The 15,962-nt window shown below is 72.6% G+C and carries 12 protein-coding genes and 1 pseudogene; 3 read left to right on the top strand and 10 right to left on the bottom strand.

Translation table 11 applies throughout. The features are described 5' to 3' along the window. Positions 1 to 76: 76 nt before the first annotated feature. Together JK359_RS30415 and JK359_RS30420 are read right to left on the bottom strand one after the other, a co-directional pair. Entirely contained in the window at positions 77 to 580 is a 504-nt protein-coding gene (locus JK359_RS30415) for a ribonuclease FAU-1 family protein (RefSeq protein ID WP_201842426.1), read from the bottom strand. Next, positions 561 to 1,490: a GNAT family N-acetyltransferase gene (locus JK359_RS30420; protein WP_201842428.1), complete on the bottom strand. Its 930-nt coding sequence runs from the start codon at positions 1,488 to 1,490 to the stop codon at positions 561 to 563. The genes JK359_RS30415 and JK359_RS30420 overlap by 20 nt, the downstream gene beginning before the upstream one ends. 72 nt (positions 1,491 to 1,562) lie before the next feature. Between JK359_RS30420 and JK359_RS30425 the strand changes: the two genes are divergently transcribed. Further along, positions 1,563 to 1,931: a GntR family transcriptional regulator gene (locus JK359_RS30425; protein ID WP_201842430.1), complete on the top strand. Its 369-nt coding sequence runs from the start codon at positions 1,563 to 1,565 to the stop codon at positions 1,929 to 1,931. Between the two features lie 249 nt (positions 1,932 to 2,180). On the opposite strand, the gene JK359_RS30430 is transcribed toward JK359_RS30425, so the two are convergent. Together JK359_RS30430 and JK359_RS30435 are read right to left on the bottom strand one after the other, a co-directional pair. After that, positions 2,181 to 2,951, bottom strand: coding sequence for a DUF72 domain-containing protein (locus JK359_RS30430; RefSeq protein ID WP_201842432.1), 771 nt, complete (start codon positions 2,949 to 2,951; stop codon positions 2,181 to 2,183). A 15-nt stretch (positions 2,952 to 2,966) separates the two neighbouring features. Next, positions 2,967 to 4,061, bottom strand: a complete 1,095-nt coding sequence (locus JK359_RS30435; protein ID WP_201842434.1) for a DUF5925 domain-containing protein — start codon at positions 4,059 to 4,061, stop codon at positions 2,967 to 2,969. Between the two features lie 222 nt (positions 4,062 to 4,283). On the opposite strand from JK359_RS30435, the gene JK359_RS30440 reads away from it, so the two are divergent. Then, positions 4,284 to 5,699, top strand: a complete 1,416-nt coding sequence (locus JK359_RS30440; protein ID WP_201842436.1) for a GH39 family glycosyl hydrolase — start codon at positions 4,284 to 4,286, stop codon at positions 5,697 to 5,699. 12 nt (positions 5,700 to 5,711) lie between these two features. Here JK359_RS30440 and JK359_RS30445 read toward each other — a convergent pair whose 3' ends face one another. The 5 genes and pseudogenes from JK359_RS30445 to JK359_RS30465 all read right to left on the bottom strand — a co-directional run bounded on the left by JK359_RS30445 (position 5,712) and on the right by JK359_RS30465 (position 13,168). Further along, positions 5,712 to 9,512: a lipopolysaccharide biosynthesis protein gene (locus JK359_RS30445; protein ID WP_201842438.1), complete on the bottom strand. Its 3,801-nt coding sequence runs from the start codon at positions 9,510 to 9,512 to the stop codon at positions 5,712 to 5,714. Continuing rightward, the gene (locus tag JK359_RS30450) at positions 9,505 to 10,305 is read right to left on the bottom strand and encodes a polysaccharide deacetylase family protein (protein ID WP_201842440.1); all 801 of its coding nucleotides are present in this window, start codon (positions 10,303 to 10,305) and stop codon (positions 9,505 to 9,507) included. The genes JK359_RS30445 and JK359_RS30450 overlap by 8 nt, the downstream gene beginning before the upstream one ends. Positions 10,306 to 10,534: 229 nt before the next feature. Continuing rightward, positions 10,535 to 11,503, bottom strand: a pseudogene (locus JK359_RS30455) (glycosyltransferase family 2 protein); the annotation flags it as partial. Then, positions 11,500 to 12,321 (bottom strand): glycosyltransferase family 2 protein, encoded by an 822-nt coding sequence (locus JK359_RS30460; RefSeq protein ID WP_201842442.1) that lies wholly within the window; start codon positions 12,319 to 12,321, stop codon positions 11,500 to 11,502. The pseudogene JK359_RS30455 and the gene JK359_RS30460, both read right to left, overlap by 4 nt. Positions 12,322 to 12,736: 415 nt before the next feature. After that, on the bottom strand, positions 12,737 to 13,168 hold the full coding sequence (locus tag JK359_RS30465) for a hypothetical protein (protein WP_236678677.1): 432 nt from the start codon (positions 13,166 to 13,168) through the stop codon (positions 12,737 to 12,739). 272 nt (positions 13,169 to 13,440) lie between these two features. Here JK359_RS30465 and JK359_RS30470 point away from each other — a divergent pair, with 272 nt between their 5' ends. Next, positions 13,441 to 14,247: an SGNH/GDSL hydrolase family protein gene (locus JK359_RS30470; protein WP_201842444.1), complete on the top strand. Its 807-nt coding sequence runs from the start codon at positions 13,441 to 13,443 to the stop codon at positions 14,245 to 14,247. 44 nt (positions 14,248 to 14,291) lie between these two features. On the opposite strand, the gene JK359_RS30475 is transcribed toward JK359_RS30470, so the two are convergent. Next, positions 14,292 to 15,935, bottom strand: coding sequence for a serine/threonine-protein kinase (locus JK359_RS30475; protein WP_201842446.1), 1,644 nt, complete (start codon positions 15,933 to 15,935; stop codon positions 14,292 to 14,294). Between the last annotated feature and the right edge of the window lie 27 nt (positions 15,936 to 15,962).

A 15,962-nucleotide genomic window follows, 5' to 3' on the forward strand; every position in this document is an offset into this window, starting at 1 on the left:
GCGGGATCCCGGCCGGGCGTCGCGGACCGGAACCCGGGCAGGGCGGCGACGGGCGGTCCGCGGTGGCCGGGGTGTGTCAGCTCAGCAACTGTGTGAAGCCGTCCTTGCGGGCCGCCAGTGCCTCCAGCGTGTCCAGGGCGGCCACTGCGGCGGACGCAGCCTCCGGGTCCGTCTCGCCGAGCCCGCTCTCGGCGAACTCGTCCTCGTCCAGCCGTCGTACGTCCCGGCCGTCGGCGGAGCGCCACAGGTCCAGGTCGAGGTCCTCCACGACGAGGTCGGTGCCGGACAGCACCGCGGGGCGGGTGACGTCGCAGTACCAGCCCTTCACGGCACCGTCCGCGGCGCGGACCTCCTTCACCGAGTACCAGCGGTCCCGCCAGTAGTACTCGGTGAACACGTCACCGGGCTCGAACCGCACGAACCCGAAGTCGCGCACCCCGGAGCCCGCCCAGGGAGCACGCACGGCGATCCGCACGCCGTCGTCGTGCAACAGCTCCGCCGGGTAACGGATCTTCGTGCGCCCCGCCTTGACCAGGACGACCTCCAGCCGGTTCACCGGCTCAGCCGAGTTCGCGGACATAGCGCACCTCCGTCGCACACTTCTCGTACCCGAGCCATTCGTTGATGGCGATCATCGGGGCGTTCCCGGTGTCGTTGCCGGTGAAGGCCTCGGTGACACCGGCGGCGCGGGCCCGGTGCAGCCCATGGATCTTGGCGAGCTTGGCCAGGCCCCGGCCGCGATGGGCGCGGGCGGTGCCGGTCATCGCCGTGACGTAGCGCGTGTCGCCGTCGGTGTGGGCCACGGTGAAGGCGACCGGACGGCCGTCGGCACAGGCGACCGTGGTCAGCTCCCGGTCCAGCAGCGGGTGGTTCCAGGTCTGCGCGAGCCAGGCGTCGTAGTCCGTGAACTCGGCCTGGATGTCGCCCGGTTCGTCCAGCACCGTCTCCGCGTCCAGGTCGAACAGCGGCCGGGGATCGCCGGCGAAGTCGGCGGCGGTGCGCAGTTCCACGCCGGCCGGGACCTCCAGCGGCGGCGGAAGGGTGCCGTGCGCCAGGTCGAGCCGGAGGAAGAAGCCGCTGCGGCCCTGCCGGTAGCCGCGCCGCTCGGCGAAGGCCCGGTTGGCCGGCTCGTCCAGCGCCCACGCGAACAGCTTGGTCGCGCCCAGGGACGCCAGGTACTCCTCGGCGGCCTGCACCAGCAGCCGGCCCGCACCGCGCCCGGTCCGGTCCGGCCGGACGTAGACGTTCAGACAGCCCTGGCCCGGTTCCGGGCTGTCATGGGCCAGATAGACCTGGGCCGTGCCGATCACCTCACCGTCCTCCTCCGCCACCAGCGGCCGGTAACGGGCACCGGGGTGGCTGTGTACGGCCGTGTGCCGGACCGACTCCGGCGTGAACAGGATGTACGGGAGGGCGAGGCGACGGACGCGGACGAAGCCCTCGGCGTCGGCCTGGTCGGCGGGGCGTAGATCACGTACGAGGACGGTCATGGTGAGGCACCGTACGGGGCGGGGAGGCGGGGCTGCCTCTCATTTTCCGGCGGGTGCGGGAGAATCGGCCTCGTGAGCCTGAAGATCCGCATCGATGACAGCGCGCCTCCGTACGAGCAGGTGCGGGCGCAGATTTCCGAGCAGGCACGGTCCGGTACGCTCCCGGTGGGGTACCGGCTGCCGACCGTGCGGGGGCTGGCCGAGTCCCTGGGGCTCGCGGTGAACACGGTGGCCAAGGCGTACCGGGCGCTGGAGGGCGACGGGGTGATCGAGACGCGGGGGCGCAACGGCACGTTCGTGGCTGCCGCCGGCTCGGCCGCGGAACGGGAGGCGTCGTCGGCCGCGCAGGCCTATGCGGAGCGGGTGCGCCGACTGGGGCTGGGGGAGGACGCGGCACTGACCGCGGTACGCGACGCCCTGCGGGCGGCATACGGGGAGTAGGGGGCGCCGGGCGAGGAACCGGGGCCGGGCAGGGTCCGGCACCGCCGGGCTGCGCCGTCGTGGCCGACCGCCGTTGCGGCGGCGAAGAAGAAGCCGGCGGGGAACGAGCCGGCGGGGAGCGCGTCGGGACGCGAGTGGCCGGTGGGGAGCAGGTTGGTGTGGGAGGGGCCGCTGGGGGAGTGGCCGGTGGGGAGCAGGTCGGCTTGGGGTGGCCGCGTGGGAGTGGCCGGAGGGGAGTCGGGGGGTGGGTCAGGGAAGTCTGGTGGGTTCCGGGGTGCGGGTGACCGTCAGGCCTGCCCGCGATGCCGCCCGTCCGAACACCACCGCATCCTGGACCGCCGCGCCCCCGGGGTCGTTGTTGAAGTACGCGTACACGTCCTCCTGGTCCGACCAGGTCGTCGCGATGCGGTCCACCCAGGTCTCCAGGGACCGCCTGCCGTAGCGGGGCCACGGCTGGGCGCGGCCCTGGTGGAAGCGGACATAGCCCCAGTCGGCGGTGCGCCACAGCGGAGCGACCGGGCGGGCCAGCACGTCCGCCCAGCACAGGGCAGCGCCCCGGGACTCCAGGACCCGCCGCAGTTCCGGCGTCCACCAGGAGTCGTGACGGGGCTCCACGGCGACCCGGGTGCCGGACGGGAAGCGGGCCAGACAGGCGTCCAGCAGGGCGGGATCGGCGCGCAGGGTGGGCGGGAGCTGGAGGAGGACCGGGCCCAGGCGGTCGCCGAGCCCTTCCGCATGGCTCATCAGGCGGTGGACCGGCTCCTCGGGTTCCTTGAGGCGCTTGATGTGGGTGAGATAGCGACTGGCCTTGACCGCGACGACGAAGTCCGGCGGCACGCGGTCCCGCCACGCCTCGAAGGTCTCCCGCGACGGCAGCCGGTAGAACGCGTTGTTGATCTCCACGGTCGCGAACAGCCGGGTGTACTCCTCCAGCCACAGCCGCGCCGGGACCCCGGCCGGATAGACCAGGTCCCGCCAGTCCTTGTACTGCCACCCCGACGTGCCGACGAACAGGGTCATACCCTCATGAAAGCACTACAGGTACAGGCCCGCGTCCGCGCCCTCGCGGGCTCCCGGCACCGATGTCGGGGCGGTCCCGCGGCGCAGCGCGTACAGCTCGGCCAGGGTCGCCCCGTCGCGGCCGACGCCCTCCTCGGCGCCGAGCCAGTTGACCGCCTCCCGGCGGGTCAGCGGGCCCACCTCGATGCGGGCCAGGCAGCGGCCGGGGCGCACCACGGCCGGGTGCAGGCGCTCCAGGTCCTCGTTGGTCGTGACGCCGACCAGGACGTTGCGGCCCTGGCCGAGCAGGCCGTCGGTGAGGTTCAGCAGCCGGGACAGGGCCTGGCCCGCGGTGTGCCGGGCCTCGCCGCGGATCAGCTCGTCGCAGTCCTCCAGCAGCAGGAGCCGCCAGCGGCCCTTGCCCGCGCCGTCGTCCTCGCCGATCGCGATGTCCATCAGATAGCCGACGTCGGAGAAGAGGCGCTCCGGGTCCAGGACACAGTCGACCTGGCACCAGTCGCGCCAGGAACGGGCCAGGGTGCGCAGCGCGGAGGTCTTGCCGGTGCCGGGCGGGCCGTGGAGCAGCAGCAGCCGGCCGGCGATGTCCTCGGGGGTCGTCTTCATCAGGCGGTCCATCGCGTCCGCCACCGGCGCCGTGTAGTTGGGCCGCACCTCGTCCCACGTGCCCGCCGAGATCTGGCGGGTGGTGCGGTGCGGGCCGCGCCGCGGGGAGACGTACCAGAACCCCATCGTCACGTTCTCCGGCTGTGGTTCCGGCTCGTCGGCCGCGCCGTCCGTGGCCTGGTCCAGGATCCGCTCGGCCAGTTCCGCGCTGGTCGCGGTGACCGTCACGTCCGCGCCCCGGTTCCAGCGGGAGACCAGCAGGGTCCAGCCGTCCCCCTCGGCGAGGGTCGCGCTGCGGTCGTCGTCGCGGGCGACCCGGAGCACCTGGGCGCCCTCCGGCAGCAGGGTCGCGCCCGAGCGCACCCGGTCGATGTTCGCGGCGTGCGAGTACGGCTGCTCGCCCGTCGCGAAACGGCCGAGGAACAGCGCGTCGACGACGTCGGACGGCGAGTCGGAGTCGTCGACGTGGAGCCGGATCGGCAGAGCGTCGTGCGGGTTGGCAGCCATGCCGCCATGATCCGGCACGGATGCCGTCCGCGCACGGCATTTCCACCGCAAAACGCTCCGCCGGAAGAAGGGTCCGGTACCGCGGGTCCCCTGTGGCCGGCCGGCCACGCGCCGCGCGGGCTCGGGGCCGGAACAGCGCCGTGCGGTGCACGCGGTGCCGTGCTCGCCCGGGTGTTCCCAAGACCTGCTCCCCGGCGGGCTCCGGCCATTACTGTGTCCTCGATGCGACGTGATGGGTGGGATGCGCGGAATCGGCGGTGGCGGCTCGCCGCCCTGCTCGGTGTGGGTGCGGCCGTGCTGGCCCTGGCGGTGACCCTGATCGGCACGCTGCCCGGCGGCCCGAGCACCGCCGGCACCACACGCGACGGCGACAAGGTGCACGGCACCCCGGCCACCCCGGCCGGAAAGCCGGAACCGTACGTCGGCTGGGGCTTCACGCACACCCAGTACAGCGCCGACCAGGGTCCGGCGGCCGCCACCGCACGCGTGCAGCAACTCCTCGGCCAAAGCCGCGGGCTGCCGCAGAACCAGCACATCATGGGCTGGGGCGCCGACAACCCCGAACCGGTCGAGGGACACTACGACTTCGGCGCGCTGGACCGCCGCATCGACTTCGTCCGCGCCTCCGGCGGCACCCCGGTGATCACGCTGTGCTGCTCACCGGACTGGATGAAGGGCGGCAGGGCCGGCGCCGGCCGCACCGACTGGAGCCAGGCCGCGCTGGAGACCCCGCCCACCCCCGGCCACTACCAGGACTTCGCCGACCTCGCCGCGACCGTCGCCCGGCGCTACCCGGACGTGCGGCACTTCATCGTCTGGAACGAGTTCAAGGGCTTCTGGAACGACGCCGAGGCCCGCTGGGACTACGAGGGTTACACCCGGATGTACAACCTCGTGTACCGGGCGCTGAAGAAGGTCGACAAGGACATCATGGTCGGCGGCCCGTACCTGGTCATGGACAGCGTCGACCCACGCGACCCGAACGCCTCCACCGCGCTCGAGGGTGCCTGGGGCGCCATGGACCGGCGGGTCCTGGACGCCTTCTCCTACTGGAACGCCCACAAGGCGGGCGCCGACTTCACCGTGGTCGACGGCTCCAGCTACACCCGGGACGACGAACTACTCCCGGACGAGTTCGCGGCCACCGGGAAACTCACCGCCGTCAGCGCATGGGTACGGCGGCAGACCCACGACCTGCCCCTGTGGTGGGCCGAGTACTACGTCGAACCCGGCGACGGCAACGACGAGCGCAAGGGCTGGTCCGAACCGCACCGGGTCGCCGTCCAGGCCACCGGCATGATCGCCATGGTGCGGGGCGGCGCCGACACCGGCTTCTACTGGAACCCGGAGGAGAGGACCGGCGGTTGCCCCGGCTGCCTGTGGTCCCCGACCGACACCGCCGGCGGCGGAAAGCCCCTCCCCATGTACGGCCTGGTGACCCGGTTCGCCGCGGAGTTCCCGCCGGGCACGCGGTACGAGACCGTCTCCGTCGCCCCCGACGACGCGCCCAACGTCCGCGTCCTGGCCACCGACAAGACCGTCCTCGTCGTCAACACCCTCGGCCGGACGATCGACGCCCAGGTCGACGGCGAGCGGTTCGACCTGGGCGCCTACGAGGTGAAGTGGCTCGACCGCTGAGCCGCCCCGCCCTCACTTCATCGTCAGGAACCGCTGCACCAGCGAGGCCAGCACCACCGCCAGCAGCGGCAGCGAGAACCAGAAACTGCCCTGGAGCAACCGCAGCTGGCGCACGCTCGGCCGGACCGCGACCCGGACCAGCTCGCGGACGGCCAGCAGCACGACCAGGACGACGGCGGCCAGCGCCCCGACCACCGACCAGGGCGTCCACGTCACCTGCGGCCCGATCGGCCCCGGAGCCGGCTCCGGCACCGGGGCCGCCGGCTGCTTGCGCAGCGCATAGACGGTGACGTCGTCGTTGGTGAGCACCCTGGTCAGCTCCTGCCGGGCGTCCAGGTTCCCGATCAGCCGGGGCGCCCAGGTCACCGGGTAGCCCGCGTCCATCTCCAGATAGGTCACCTGACTCCGGTTGATCATCAGATAGGAGTTCGGACCGGCGTCCTTGAGCGCCTTGACCAGGCCCGACACCAGCATCGGGTCGACCGGCGCGAGCGTCGGCACATAGTTCACCCGCTCCATGTCCCGTGCGCCCCACGGCAGCGCCGGCGTCACGTCGTTGACCTCGTCCTGGGTGAGCCACAGCAGTCGTGCCGTCGGCTTGTCGTGGGCGTACACCCAGTTCATCGCGGCGACCTCGCCGGGCCGGGTCCGCTCGAACGGCTCGTTGCCCCAGCGGGCCACCAGGAAGCCGCCCATCAGCAGCAGCCCGGCGAGCAACGCGGCCGGCACGGCGAGCCACCGCCGCTCCTGTGCGCGTTCCCGCGCCGTGGCGCCGGCGCGCGGGAAGAGCGCGAGCCCGCCGAGCAGGGCCGCACCCGGCACCGCGAACATGAAGACCCGCAGCGCCATCTCACCGCCGTAGGACTGCATCCCGAAGCCCAGGAACGGTACGAAGGTGAGGACCAGCAGGGACCGTTCGCGGTACCGGAGCCGGCGGCGGCGCAGCCAGCCCCAGCAGGCCAGGGCCAGCACCGAACCGGCCAGCAGCACCCGCACGTAGAGCACCAGCTTGTGGGTCGGATCGCCGCCCTGGATACGGCCGGAGACCGACGTCGAGACATTGCTGCCGACGCCGCCGATCCCGCCGAAGAGGTCGTCGAAGTGCCCGGACCAGTACGGCTCGGCCATGAAGCCGACCCAGACCGCGACCAGCACCGCGAACAGCAGCGGCAGGCCGCGCAGTTCGGACCGGCCGAGCAGGACGAGGGCCGCGAGCACGCCCAGCATCACGAACGGGGTGAGCTGGTGCGCCGGCACGCTCGCCGCGTAGAGGCCGATCAGCACCAGCAGCAGCACGGCCCGCTGGCGCCGGCCGGCCGGCTCCACCTCGGCCTCGCCGGGGCGGAACTTCGCCCAGATCACCCGGGGCGGCCGGAACCAGACCAGCAGGATCGCCACGAACGCCAGGTACAGCAGATAGGTGAAGCCCTGCGGGGAGAAGTAGTCCTGGCCGACCCAGCCGCTCAGCACGAAGATCCACACGCCGGTCCATTTCGCCCGCCAGCTCGCCCGCAGGGTCCGGGCCAGCAGGAACATGGGTGCCAGGTAGGCGAGTTGGACGGCCGTCGGCCACCAGCGGATGACCTCGGTGAAGTCGGACACCCCGCACGACCGGCCGACGAAGGCCGCCACCGCGAAGAAGCCCGGCCAGCTCCAGCGGGCGTCCAGGTCCGGTACGGCCGAGCCGGTCCGGTCGATGTAGTCGATGAACCCGAGGTGCTGCCAGGCGGTCGGGAACCGCGGCTCGGCCTCGATCACCGCGGGCAGCGCGTGCAGCGAGACCACGGTGGCCAGCAGTGTGACCAGCAGCAGCGCCCGGTGCTCGCGGCGCAGCCAGAGCAGCGCGGCGAACACCGTGATCAGCAGCGCGGCCCCGGCCAGGGTCGGCAACGGCAGCACCGAGACCAGTCCCAGTCCGCCCATCCGGTCCAGGTCCGTCTCGCCGAGCCGCAGCGCCGGCCCCCAGTACAGCAGCAGCGCGGCGACCAGCAGACAGCCGAGGACGACACCGGCCCGGGTGGGCAGCGGGCGCCCGCGGGCGGGGGCCGACGCCGGCCCGCCAGGCACGGCGCCCCCACGCACGGCGTCATCGGCTGCGGCGCCCTCGGGCACCGCGTCCTCGGGTTCGGCGTCCTCGCGTACGGCGTCCACCGGTATGGAATACACCGGTCTGGCGTCCTCCGGTTCCGCTCCCGCCGGTTGGTGCCCGGCCGGCAGCGGAATCCGGGTGCCCGCGGGAGGTGTGCCCGGCCCAGGGCGGACGTCCGGCCGGCGCTCCACATGGTCGAAGTCGACCGGGATGCCGAGGGCCAGGGTGTCGGGATCCAGCGCCCAGGCCGGGCCGGGCCGGTGCTCCGCGGCGGCGGCCGGGTCGACGGCGGTCGTCTCGCCGGCGTGCAGCCGGGAGTGGGGGAGCGAGGTCCCCAGGTCGGCGAGGTCCCCGTCCGGTGCCGTCGCTTCGGGCGCGTCGGCGGGCGCGGTCCTGAGCGTCTTCCACAGCCTCGGCGCCGCGATCGCCGCGATCACCGCGAGGCTGGCGGCCTCGGCGACGCCCGCGCCGGTCAGCCCCATACGGGGCAGGAGCAGCATGGTCAGGCCCAGTGTGAGCACGCACAACAGGCCCTGCAGCCAGGCGAGTCCGGCGGTGCGGCTCCGTGCGCGCAGCACCGCGAAGTACGTCTCGATGACGACCCTGAGCACGGATCCGACCGCGAGCCAGCGCAGCAGCGGGGTCGCCGCGTCCGCGTAGCCGCCGCCGAAGACACCGAGGATCAGGGGCGCCCCGATGATCCACAGGCCCGCGATCGGCAGCATGATCCGGGCCATCCGCTTGAGCGCGGCCCGGGTGTTGGCGGCCAGCCGGCCGGGGTCGTGCGAGCCCTCGACCGTCAGGGACGCGCCCATGTTGATGGCGAGCAGGTCGGTGGTGCCGCCGATGGTGGTGGCGATGTAGAAGAAGGCGTTCTCCGCGGAGCTGACCTGCGAGGCGACCAGGACCGGCACCAGGTAGACCACGGCGAGCGAGAACAGCGAACCGGTGTAGTCCCCGGCCAGGAACCTGCCGACCTGCTTCGGCGTGGGCGGTTCGACGTGCCCCGCGGTCGCCTCGACGTGCCGGGGCACCAGCCGCCGGAAGACCAGCCAGCCCAGCGGCACCACCGACGTCGCGATCGCGGCCACCCAGGAGACGAACACCCCGGTGGCCGGAATGGCGACGGCGAACGCGACGAGCAGGGCCAGCTTCACCGCCGAGAACACGGTGTTGCCCACCGGGACCCAGGTCGCGCTGCGCAGCCCCGTCAGCACGCCGTCCTGAAGGGTGAGCACGTTCCAGGCGATGACGGCCAGGACGAAGCCGAGCCCGTTGACCGTCCCGTGCAGGAACCGGTACGACGGCCCCCAGGCGTCCAGGGTCAGCAGGAAGACGCCGCCCGCGAGCGCCACGATCAGGGAACTGCTCGCGTACGTACGGAAGATGAGCCTGCCCGTACGCCGTCCGGAGACCGGGATGAACCGGGCCAGGGCGCCGGTCAGGGTCACGGCGGTCAGCCCGGCCAGGAACTTCATCGCGGCGATGGCGGCCGAGCCCTGGCCGACCGCCGACTCGGAGTAGTAGCGGGCGGCGGCCAGCCAGAAGCCCAGTCCGAGCACGGCGGAGATGCCGGTGTTCAGCATCAGCGCGTACGCGTTGCGGAACAGCGGGCTGCCGCCCGCGGACCGGCCGGTGCCGGGCAGCCGCAGCCGGCGCCCGTTCTTCTCGGGCGCCGGCGCGCCGGGCGTCGCGGTCTCGGTCGTGGTGGTCGTGTCAGACACGGGTACGGATGGCCTTCCGGCGGACCTGGCGGGCTCTGCGGACGAGGGCGTAGCCCTTGGTGAGGGCGCGGTCCCTGGCGAAGGTGCGGGCGATGGCACGGCCGTCGAGCAGCCGCTCGAACTCCCCGGGGTCCGTGCTCCGGCGGACCGTGAGCCGCCGCAGCGCGTACGGGCCCTGCCGGCGGCGGGCGAGTCCGTTGCCGACGGCGAGCGCCTGGGCGTACCCGGCAGCGCGCACGGCCAGGCGGACCCGGCGGCTCGAGTAGCCGTACGGGTAGGCGAACGACACCGGGGGCGCGCCGAGTTCGGTCCTGACGATCTCCGTGCAGCGGGTCAGCTCCGTGCGCAGCGCGGGGCCGGGGAGCTGGTCGAGCTGCGGATGGGTGTGGCTGTGCCCGCCGATCTCGACGCCTGCCGAGGCCAGTTCGCGCACCTGGTCCCAGTCGAGCATGGTGTCCAGGCCGCCCCCGGTGTGGTGGGTGCCCCTCAGCCAGCCGGTGGTGACGAACAGGGTGGCCGGGAAGCCGTGTCCGGCGAGTACGGGCAGCGCGTGCCGGTGCACGCCCTCGTAGCCGTCGTCGAAGGTGATCAGCACCGGCCGGGCGGGCAGCGGGCGGCCGGAGCGCCAGCGGGCCGCGAGGTCGGCGGTGCTGACCGGGGTCAGACCCAGGTCGGCGATGAGCGCCATCTGTTCCGCGAACGCCTCCGGCGGGACGGACAGCGCGCGGGTGGCGTCGTTGGGTGCGTCGGCGACGGAGTGGTACATGAGGATGGGCACGGGCGCGTCATTCATGCGCACCGCCGGAAGCCGCCACGCCCGAAGCTGGTTCGCCGCTTGCCGGGGCCGGTGTGCTCGCGGTCGGTTCGCCGCTTACGGGGGTCGGTGTGCTCGCGGTCGGTTCGCTGTTTGTGGGGGTTGGTGTGCTCGGGGTCGGTTCGCTGTTTGTGGGGGTTGGTGTGCTCCGGGTCGGTTCGCCGTTTGCCGGGATCCGTTCGCTCGAGGTCGGATCGTCGCTCTGCGGGATCGGTGACGACGAGAAGGCCGTACCGGCGCGCCGCGCGCGCAGGCTGCCCACCGCGTAGCCGCCGGCGGCGCTCAGCACACCCGCGACGATCGCGCCCGCCCGTCCTGCTCCGCCGCGCCGGCCGAGCAGCGCGTCCCGCAGGCCCCGGGCGACCCCGGCCGGCAACACGCGCGTGGTGTACCGGCGTTCGGACTCCAGGCCCTTGTCCGCGCCGACGCTCCTCGTCACCAGCGCCTTGGACAGGCCCTCGGCATACGTGCGGGTGCGGAAGTAGGCGAAGTGCTCGCGGGGTGCGGGCACCCGGTGGTGGATCACCGCACGGTCGTCGATGAGCAGGACGGCGTCGGGGCGGGCCCGGGTGAGGCGGATGCACAGTTCCGTCTCCTCGCAGCCCAGCGGGCGGCGGTCGCCGTCGCGGCCGATGCCGGTGGCGAAGCCGCCCGCAGCCTCGAACGCCGTACGCCGGAAGGAGGCGTTGCCGCCGAGCACGTTGCGCACCCGGACCCGGCCCGCCGGCAGCCCCCGGTAGGTGCAGCCCACCACCCAGTCGAACTCCTCCGGGAACCAGGCCGGCCGCCGGCCCGACGCCCAGACCGGCTCGGTACGGCCGCCGACCGCCAGCACCCGCGGATCGGCGTACCCCTCGGCGAAGCGGCGCAGCCAGTCCCGTTCGGCGACGGCGTCGTCGTCCAGGAAGGCGATGACCTCGCCGCGGGAGGCGGCGATGCCGGTGTTGCGGCCCGCGGAGAGGCCGCGCGGCCCGGCGTTGGGCAGTACCCGGATGCCGTCGGTCGCCTTGTACTCGTGGTCCAGCCGGTCCTTCAGGGCCGGGTTGTGGTCCACGACCAGGAGCGTCTCCAGCGCCGGGTACGACTGCGCGCGCACCGAGGAGACCGCCGCGAGGATGTCCCGCCAGCGGTCCTCGGTGTACACGCAGATCACGACGGAGATGCCGGGATCCGTCAAGACACCTCTCCCCCGACCGTGTCGAGCAGCGGGGAGTGGTGTTCCTGGCGGCGCAGCTCGCGCCGGTTGGAGCGCTCGCCGAGGATCACCTTCAGCACCCGGAACCCGTCGCGCACGGCCCGCAGGTTGCTGGTGCCGTGGATGCGGAGGTACTCGTGGCTCGGGATCTCCTGGACCTTCAGGCCCGCCTTGACCACTCTGATGTTCATCAGCGTCTCGACCTCGAAGCCGGTGCAGTCGAGTTCGATCTTGTCCAGGCAGTGCCGCCAGAACGCGTTGTACCCGTAGCACAGGTCGGTGTACCGGGCGCCGAACTTGCGGTTGACGATGGTGCACAGCGCCCAGTTGCCGAGCTTGCGGATGAAGGTCATGTCGTCCGTGCCGCCGCCGTTGGCGAAGCGCGAGCCCTTGGCGAAGTCGGCGCCGGATACCAGCGCGGAGACGTACGACACGATCTCGCCGCCGTCGGCCGAGCCGTCGGCGTCGACCATCACGATGATGTCGCCGGTGCAGGCCTCGAAGCCGGTGGTCAGGGCGTCCCCCTTGCCCTTGCCCTGCTGGCCGACCACCTTGACGTCCGGCCGGAGGGAGCGTGCCACGTCGACGGTGTCGTCCGTGGAGTTGCCGTCCACCAGGACCACTTCGTGGATCCAGTCGGGCAGCGTCTTGAAGACGTAGGGCAGATTCTCCGCCTCGTTCATGGCGGGGATCACCACGCTCACCGGCGGAGTGATCGCCAGGTGAGAGGAGATGGGGCGGTAGTGGGCGGCGAACAGAGGATCTTGACCCGCACTGGGCGGGCGCAGAACGGAACTCATGTCGGTGTTTCCCTCTCGTCCGGCGGACCGCCCGCCCGGGGGCGGCCCGGCTCTGTGTCCGGTTCGAAAGGGGGGTTCTCGTCTTCGGCACGGCGAGCCGGTCTCCGGGCCGGTGCCCGGAGCGGTCTCCCTGTCCGCAGAAGAGCTGGCAAAGCTGGCCGGCCTGCCGGAAAACGACGGCAGCCGGTCGCGCGGCACGACTCGGTCACAGTTGCGGTCACCGAGCACGGCACCCCCCTACCGCGCCCCGCTCCGGAGCCGCCGTGGCCCTGAGCCCTCCCCTGAGCCGTGTGCCGACGATCCGGTGCGGGTGAGATGTATGACGGTATTGACGGTTGAACCCGAAACGCAAGACCCGGAACGGTGCCTTACGTTTTTACTGGTTTGACCCTTACATAACCTTGGCCCACCTCGTTCACTTCTGCGGGCGTTTTCCGGAAATTCGCTCCCGGAGCAGCACCAGGAGGAGGAGCACCAGGCTCAGCCCGGTCACCGCGACCAGGCCGCCGCGTGCCGACCAGCGGTGCACGGCCAGCATGCCCTGGGCAACCAGCATGTTCACGGCGACCGAACCCGCAAGAGCGGCCACCGCGCGGCCGAACGGATCCAGTCCGCGCAGTGCGGCGGCGATCGCCACGGCCGGCGCCATGAGCAGGAAGAACAGCGTGCACGGGGCGCGCAGCGGTGTGGCGGTGTCGGCGAGCGCGAGTAGCGCACCGGCCACCGCGACGGCGGTGGCGGCCCCGGCGAGCAGCGGCGACAGGTCCCTCCCCGGTCCTGGCCGTGCCCGGCCGGCGTCCGCTGCGGAGCCGTCCGGCGAAGGTGTCTTGATGCGTAAGGTCTGCATTGGCGACTTTGCCCCCCGACGCGCCGGATGCCGGGCTTCAATGTGGCGCAGACCCCGGTGGGCCGTCAAGAAGACGGCTCCTCGCACACAAACGTTCCCTTCCGGTCGGTTGACCCGGCGTCAACTGACCTGACATGCACACGTAATACATGCACGGTGAACGATGTGAGCCGATCCGGTTGAGACCGAAAAAGTTTTGGCATGGACACTTCCCGTCAACACGCGTAGTTGCTACGAAAGTTGAGGCAGAGATCCTGCTAAAGGGAGGTTCCATGAGACGTTCCCGACTTACCGGATTCGTGACCTCGCTCCTTCTCGCCGCCGGCCTCGGTCTCTCCGGGGCCGCTTCGGCGCAGGCCTCCTCGACAGCCGCGGCCGGCGGCTATGTGGCGCTCGGCGACTCCTACTCCTCCGGGGTGGGCGCCGGCAGCTACATCAGCTCCAGCGGCAGCTGCAACCGCAGCACCAAGGCGTACCCGTACCTCTGGAACGCCGCCCACGGCCCGTCCTCGTTCGCCTTCAACGCCTGCTCGGGCGCGAAGACGGACGACGTGCTCGCCAACCAGCTCGGCTCGCTGAACTCGTCCACCTCACTGGTGTCCATCACCATCGGCGGCAACGACGCCGGATTCGCCGACGTCATGACGACCTGTGTTCTCCAGTCCGACAGCGCCTGCATCTCGAAGATCAACACTGCCAAGGCGTACGTCGACTCCACGCTCCCCGGCAAGCTGGACACCGTCTACAACGCGATCAGCGCCAAAGCCCCGTCGGCCCGGGTCGTCGTCATCGGCTACCCGCGCTTCTACCTGCTCGGCCAGTCCTGCCTGGGCCTCTCCGAGGCCAAGCGGTCCGCGATCAACGGCGCCGCCGACTACATCGACGCCGCCGTCAAGGCCCGCGCCACCGCCCACGACTTCGTCTTCGGCGACGTGCGCACCACGTTCACCGGCCACGAGATCTGCTCCAGCAACTCCTGGCTGCACAGCGTCAACTGGCTCAACATCGGTGAGTCGTACCACCCCACCGCGGCCGGCCAGTCCGGCGGCTACCTGCCGGTGCTCACGAACGCGGCGTGACCCGTACGGGCTCGCCCGTGAGGGTGAACGTCCCGGGGCGTCGCTCAGGGCGAACCGGACGGTGAGGCGGAGGCCCCGCCCGACGGGGTCTCCGTCGCCGCCGTACAGGTGACCGAGAACGGCACCGCGTTCGACGTGGCCCGCACCGGGCTGCGCACCTCCACGCTGATCTCGTTCGTGACCGTCCCGCCCCCGGGATACGCCCTCACCGTCACCTGCTGCTGCCGGGTGCGCGGCCCGGCCGCCGGGAACGGCAGCGTCTTCCAGCCGGGGTCCGACACCGACCCGTGCGCGAGCACCCACCGGTACTCCACCTGCGCGGGCAGCCGCCGCACCGTGAACGCCGCCGTGAACTCCGGCGCCTGCCCGTCCGCAGGCGGACAGGTCCCGGCGTACGTCGTGTGCGCGCCGGTCAGGGTGACGGTCACCGACTGGGCCGGCCCGCCGCTCGCCGAAGCGCTGCTGTGCGCGGGTGACGCGCCCCCCGTGTCCGTGTTCGCGTCCGTGTCGGTGGCGGCACTCGGTGTGGGGGAGCGCACCTCGCGGCTCGCCCCGCCCTTGCTCGCGGTGTCGGTCTCCCGCCCGTCACCGTGGTCGCGGTGCAGCAGGGCGTACGTCAGTCCCGCCAGTGCCAGCGCGACCGCGACCACCCCCGCCACCAGCACGACTGCGGCACGGCGGTTGCGCTCCGTTCCCCGCTCCGGCCCTCGCCCGGGAACGGCTGCCGTGGTGCCGGGTCCGGGGTGTCCGCCGGGCAGCGGCACCGGCGTGGTGCCGGCCGGCTCCGCGGGCCGGGCCGCCGTCGTCGGCGTGTACGGCGTGTACGGCGACGCCGTGGGCGCGGTGTCCGACCGGGGCGTCCCGCCCGCCGCGACCAGCCGCAGGTCCCGCTCCGCCTGCTCGGCCGGCAGCCGTTCCGCGGGGTCCTTGCGCAACAGCCCTCTGATGACGGGCGCGAGCGGACCCGCCCAGCGCGGCGGCGGCAACTCCTCGTCCACCACCGCCCGCAACGTGCTGAGCGGGGTGTCCTGCCGGAACGGGGAGATGCCCTCGACGGCCGCGTACAGCAGCACACCCAGCGACCACAGGTCCGACTCCGGGCCCGGCGTGCGCCCCAACGCGCGCTCCGGCGCGAGGAACTCGGGCGACCCGATCACCTCACCGGTCATGGTCAGCGCGGAACTGCCCTCCACCGTGGCGATCCCGAAGTCGCTGAGGACCACCCTCCCGTCGTCGGCCAGCAGCACGTTGGCCGGCTTCACGTCCCGGTGCAGCACGCCGGCGGAGTGCGCGGCGCGCAGCGCGGACAGCACCTCGGCACCGATGTGCGCGGCCCGCTGCGGCGGCAGCGGACCGTCCGACTCCAACTGGTCGGCGAGCGACAGCCCGCGCACCAGCTCCATCACGATCCACGGCCGGCCGCCCTCCATCGCCACGTCGTACACCGTGACCACGTTGCGGTTCGCGACCCGGGCGGCCGCCCACGCCTCCCGCTCCAGGCGTGCGTACATCCGCTCGACCTCGGAGGCGGGCAGCCCGGCCGGGGCCCGCACCTCCTTGACGGCCACCTCGCGGTGCAGCACTTCGTCGCGGGCGCGCCAGACGGTCCCCATCCCGCCCTCTCCGAGCGGGGACAGCAGACGGTAACGGCCCGCGATCACACGTTCACGGCCCGGCTCTTCGGACACGGGCGCCCCCCAAGGCATCTCGCGCGA

It is taken from the genome of Streptomyces actinomycinicus, from assembly GCF_016741775.1.
GTDB lineage: Bacteria > Actinomycetota > Actinomycetes > Streptomycetales > Streptomycetaceae > Streptomyces > Streptomyces actinomycinicus.

Excerpts from the sequence above, each read along its gene's own strand:
- JK359_RS30415 (WP_201842426.1), bottom strand. The coding sequence starts at position 580 with ATGTCCGCGAACTCGGCTGAGCCGGTGAACCGGCTGGAGGTCGTCCTG.
- JK359_RS30420 (WP_201842428.1), bottom strand. The coding sequence starts at position 1,490 with ATGACCGTCCTCGTACGTGATCTACGCCCCGCCGACCAGGCCGACGCC.
- JK359_RS30430 (WP_201842432.1), bottom strand. The coding sequence starts at position 2,951 with ATGACCCTGTTCGTCGGCACGTCGGGGTGGCAGTACAAGGACTGGCGG.
- JK359_RS30435 (WP_201842434.1), bottom strand. The coding sequence starts at position 4,061 with ATGGCTGCCAACCCGCACGACGCTCTGCCGATCCGGCTCCACGTCGAC.
- JK359_RS30440 (WP_201842436.1), top strand. The coding sequence starts at position 4,284 with ATGCGACGTGATGGGTGGGATGCGCGGAATCGGCGGTGGCGGCTCGCC.
- JK359_RS30450 (WP_201842440.1), bottom strand. The coding sequence starts at position 10,305 with ATGAATGACGCGCCCGTGCCCATCCTCATGTACCACTCCGTCGCCGAC.
- JK359_RS30460 (WP_201842442.1), bottom strand. The coding sequence starts at position 12,321 with ATGAGTTCCGTTCTGCGCCCGCCCAGTGCGGGTCAAGATCCTCTGTTC.
- JK359_RS30465 (WP_236678677.1), bottom strand. The coding sequence starts at position 13,168 with ATGCAGACCTTACGCATCAAGACACCTTCGCCGGACGGCTCCGCAGCG.
- JK359_RS30470 (WP_201842444.1), top strand. The coding sequence starts at position 13,441 with ATGAGACGTTCCCGACTTACCGGATTCGTGACCTCGCTCCTTCTCGCC.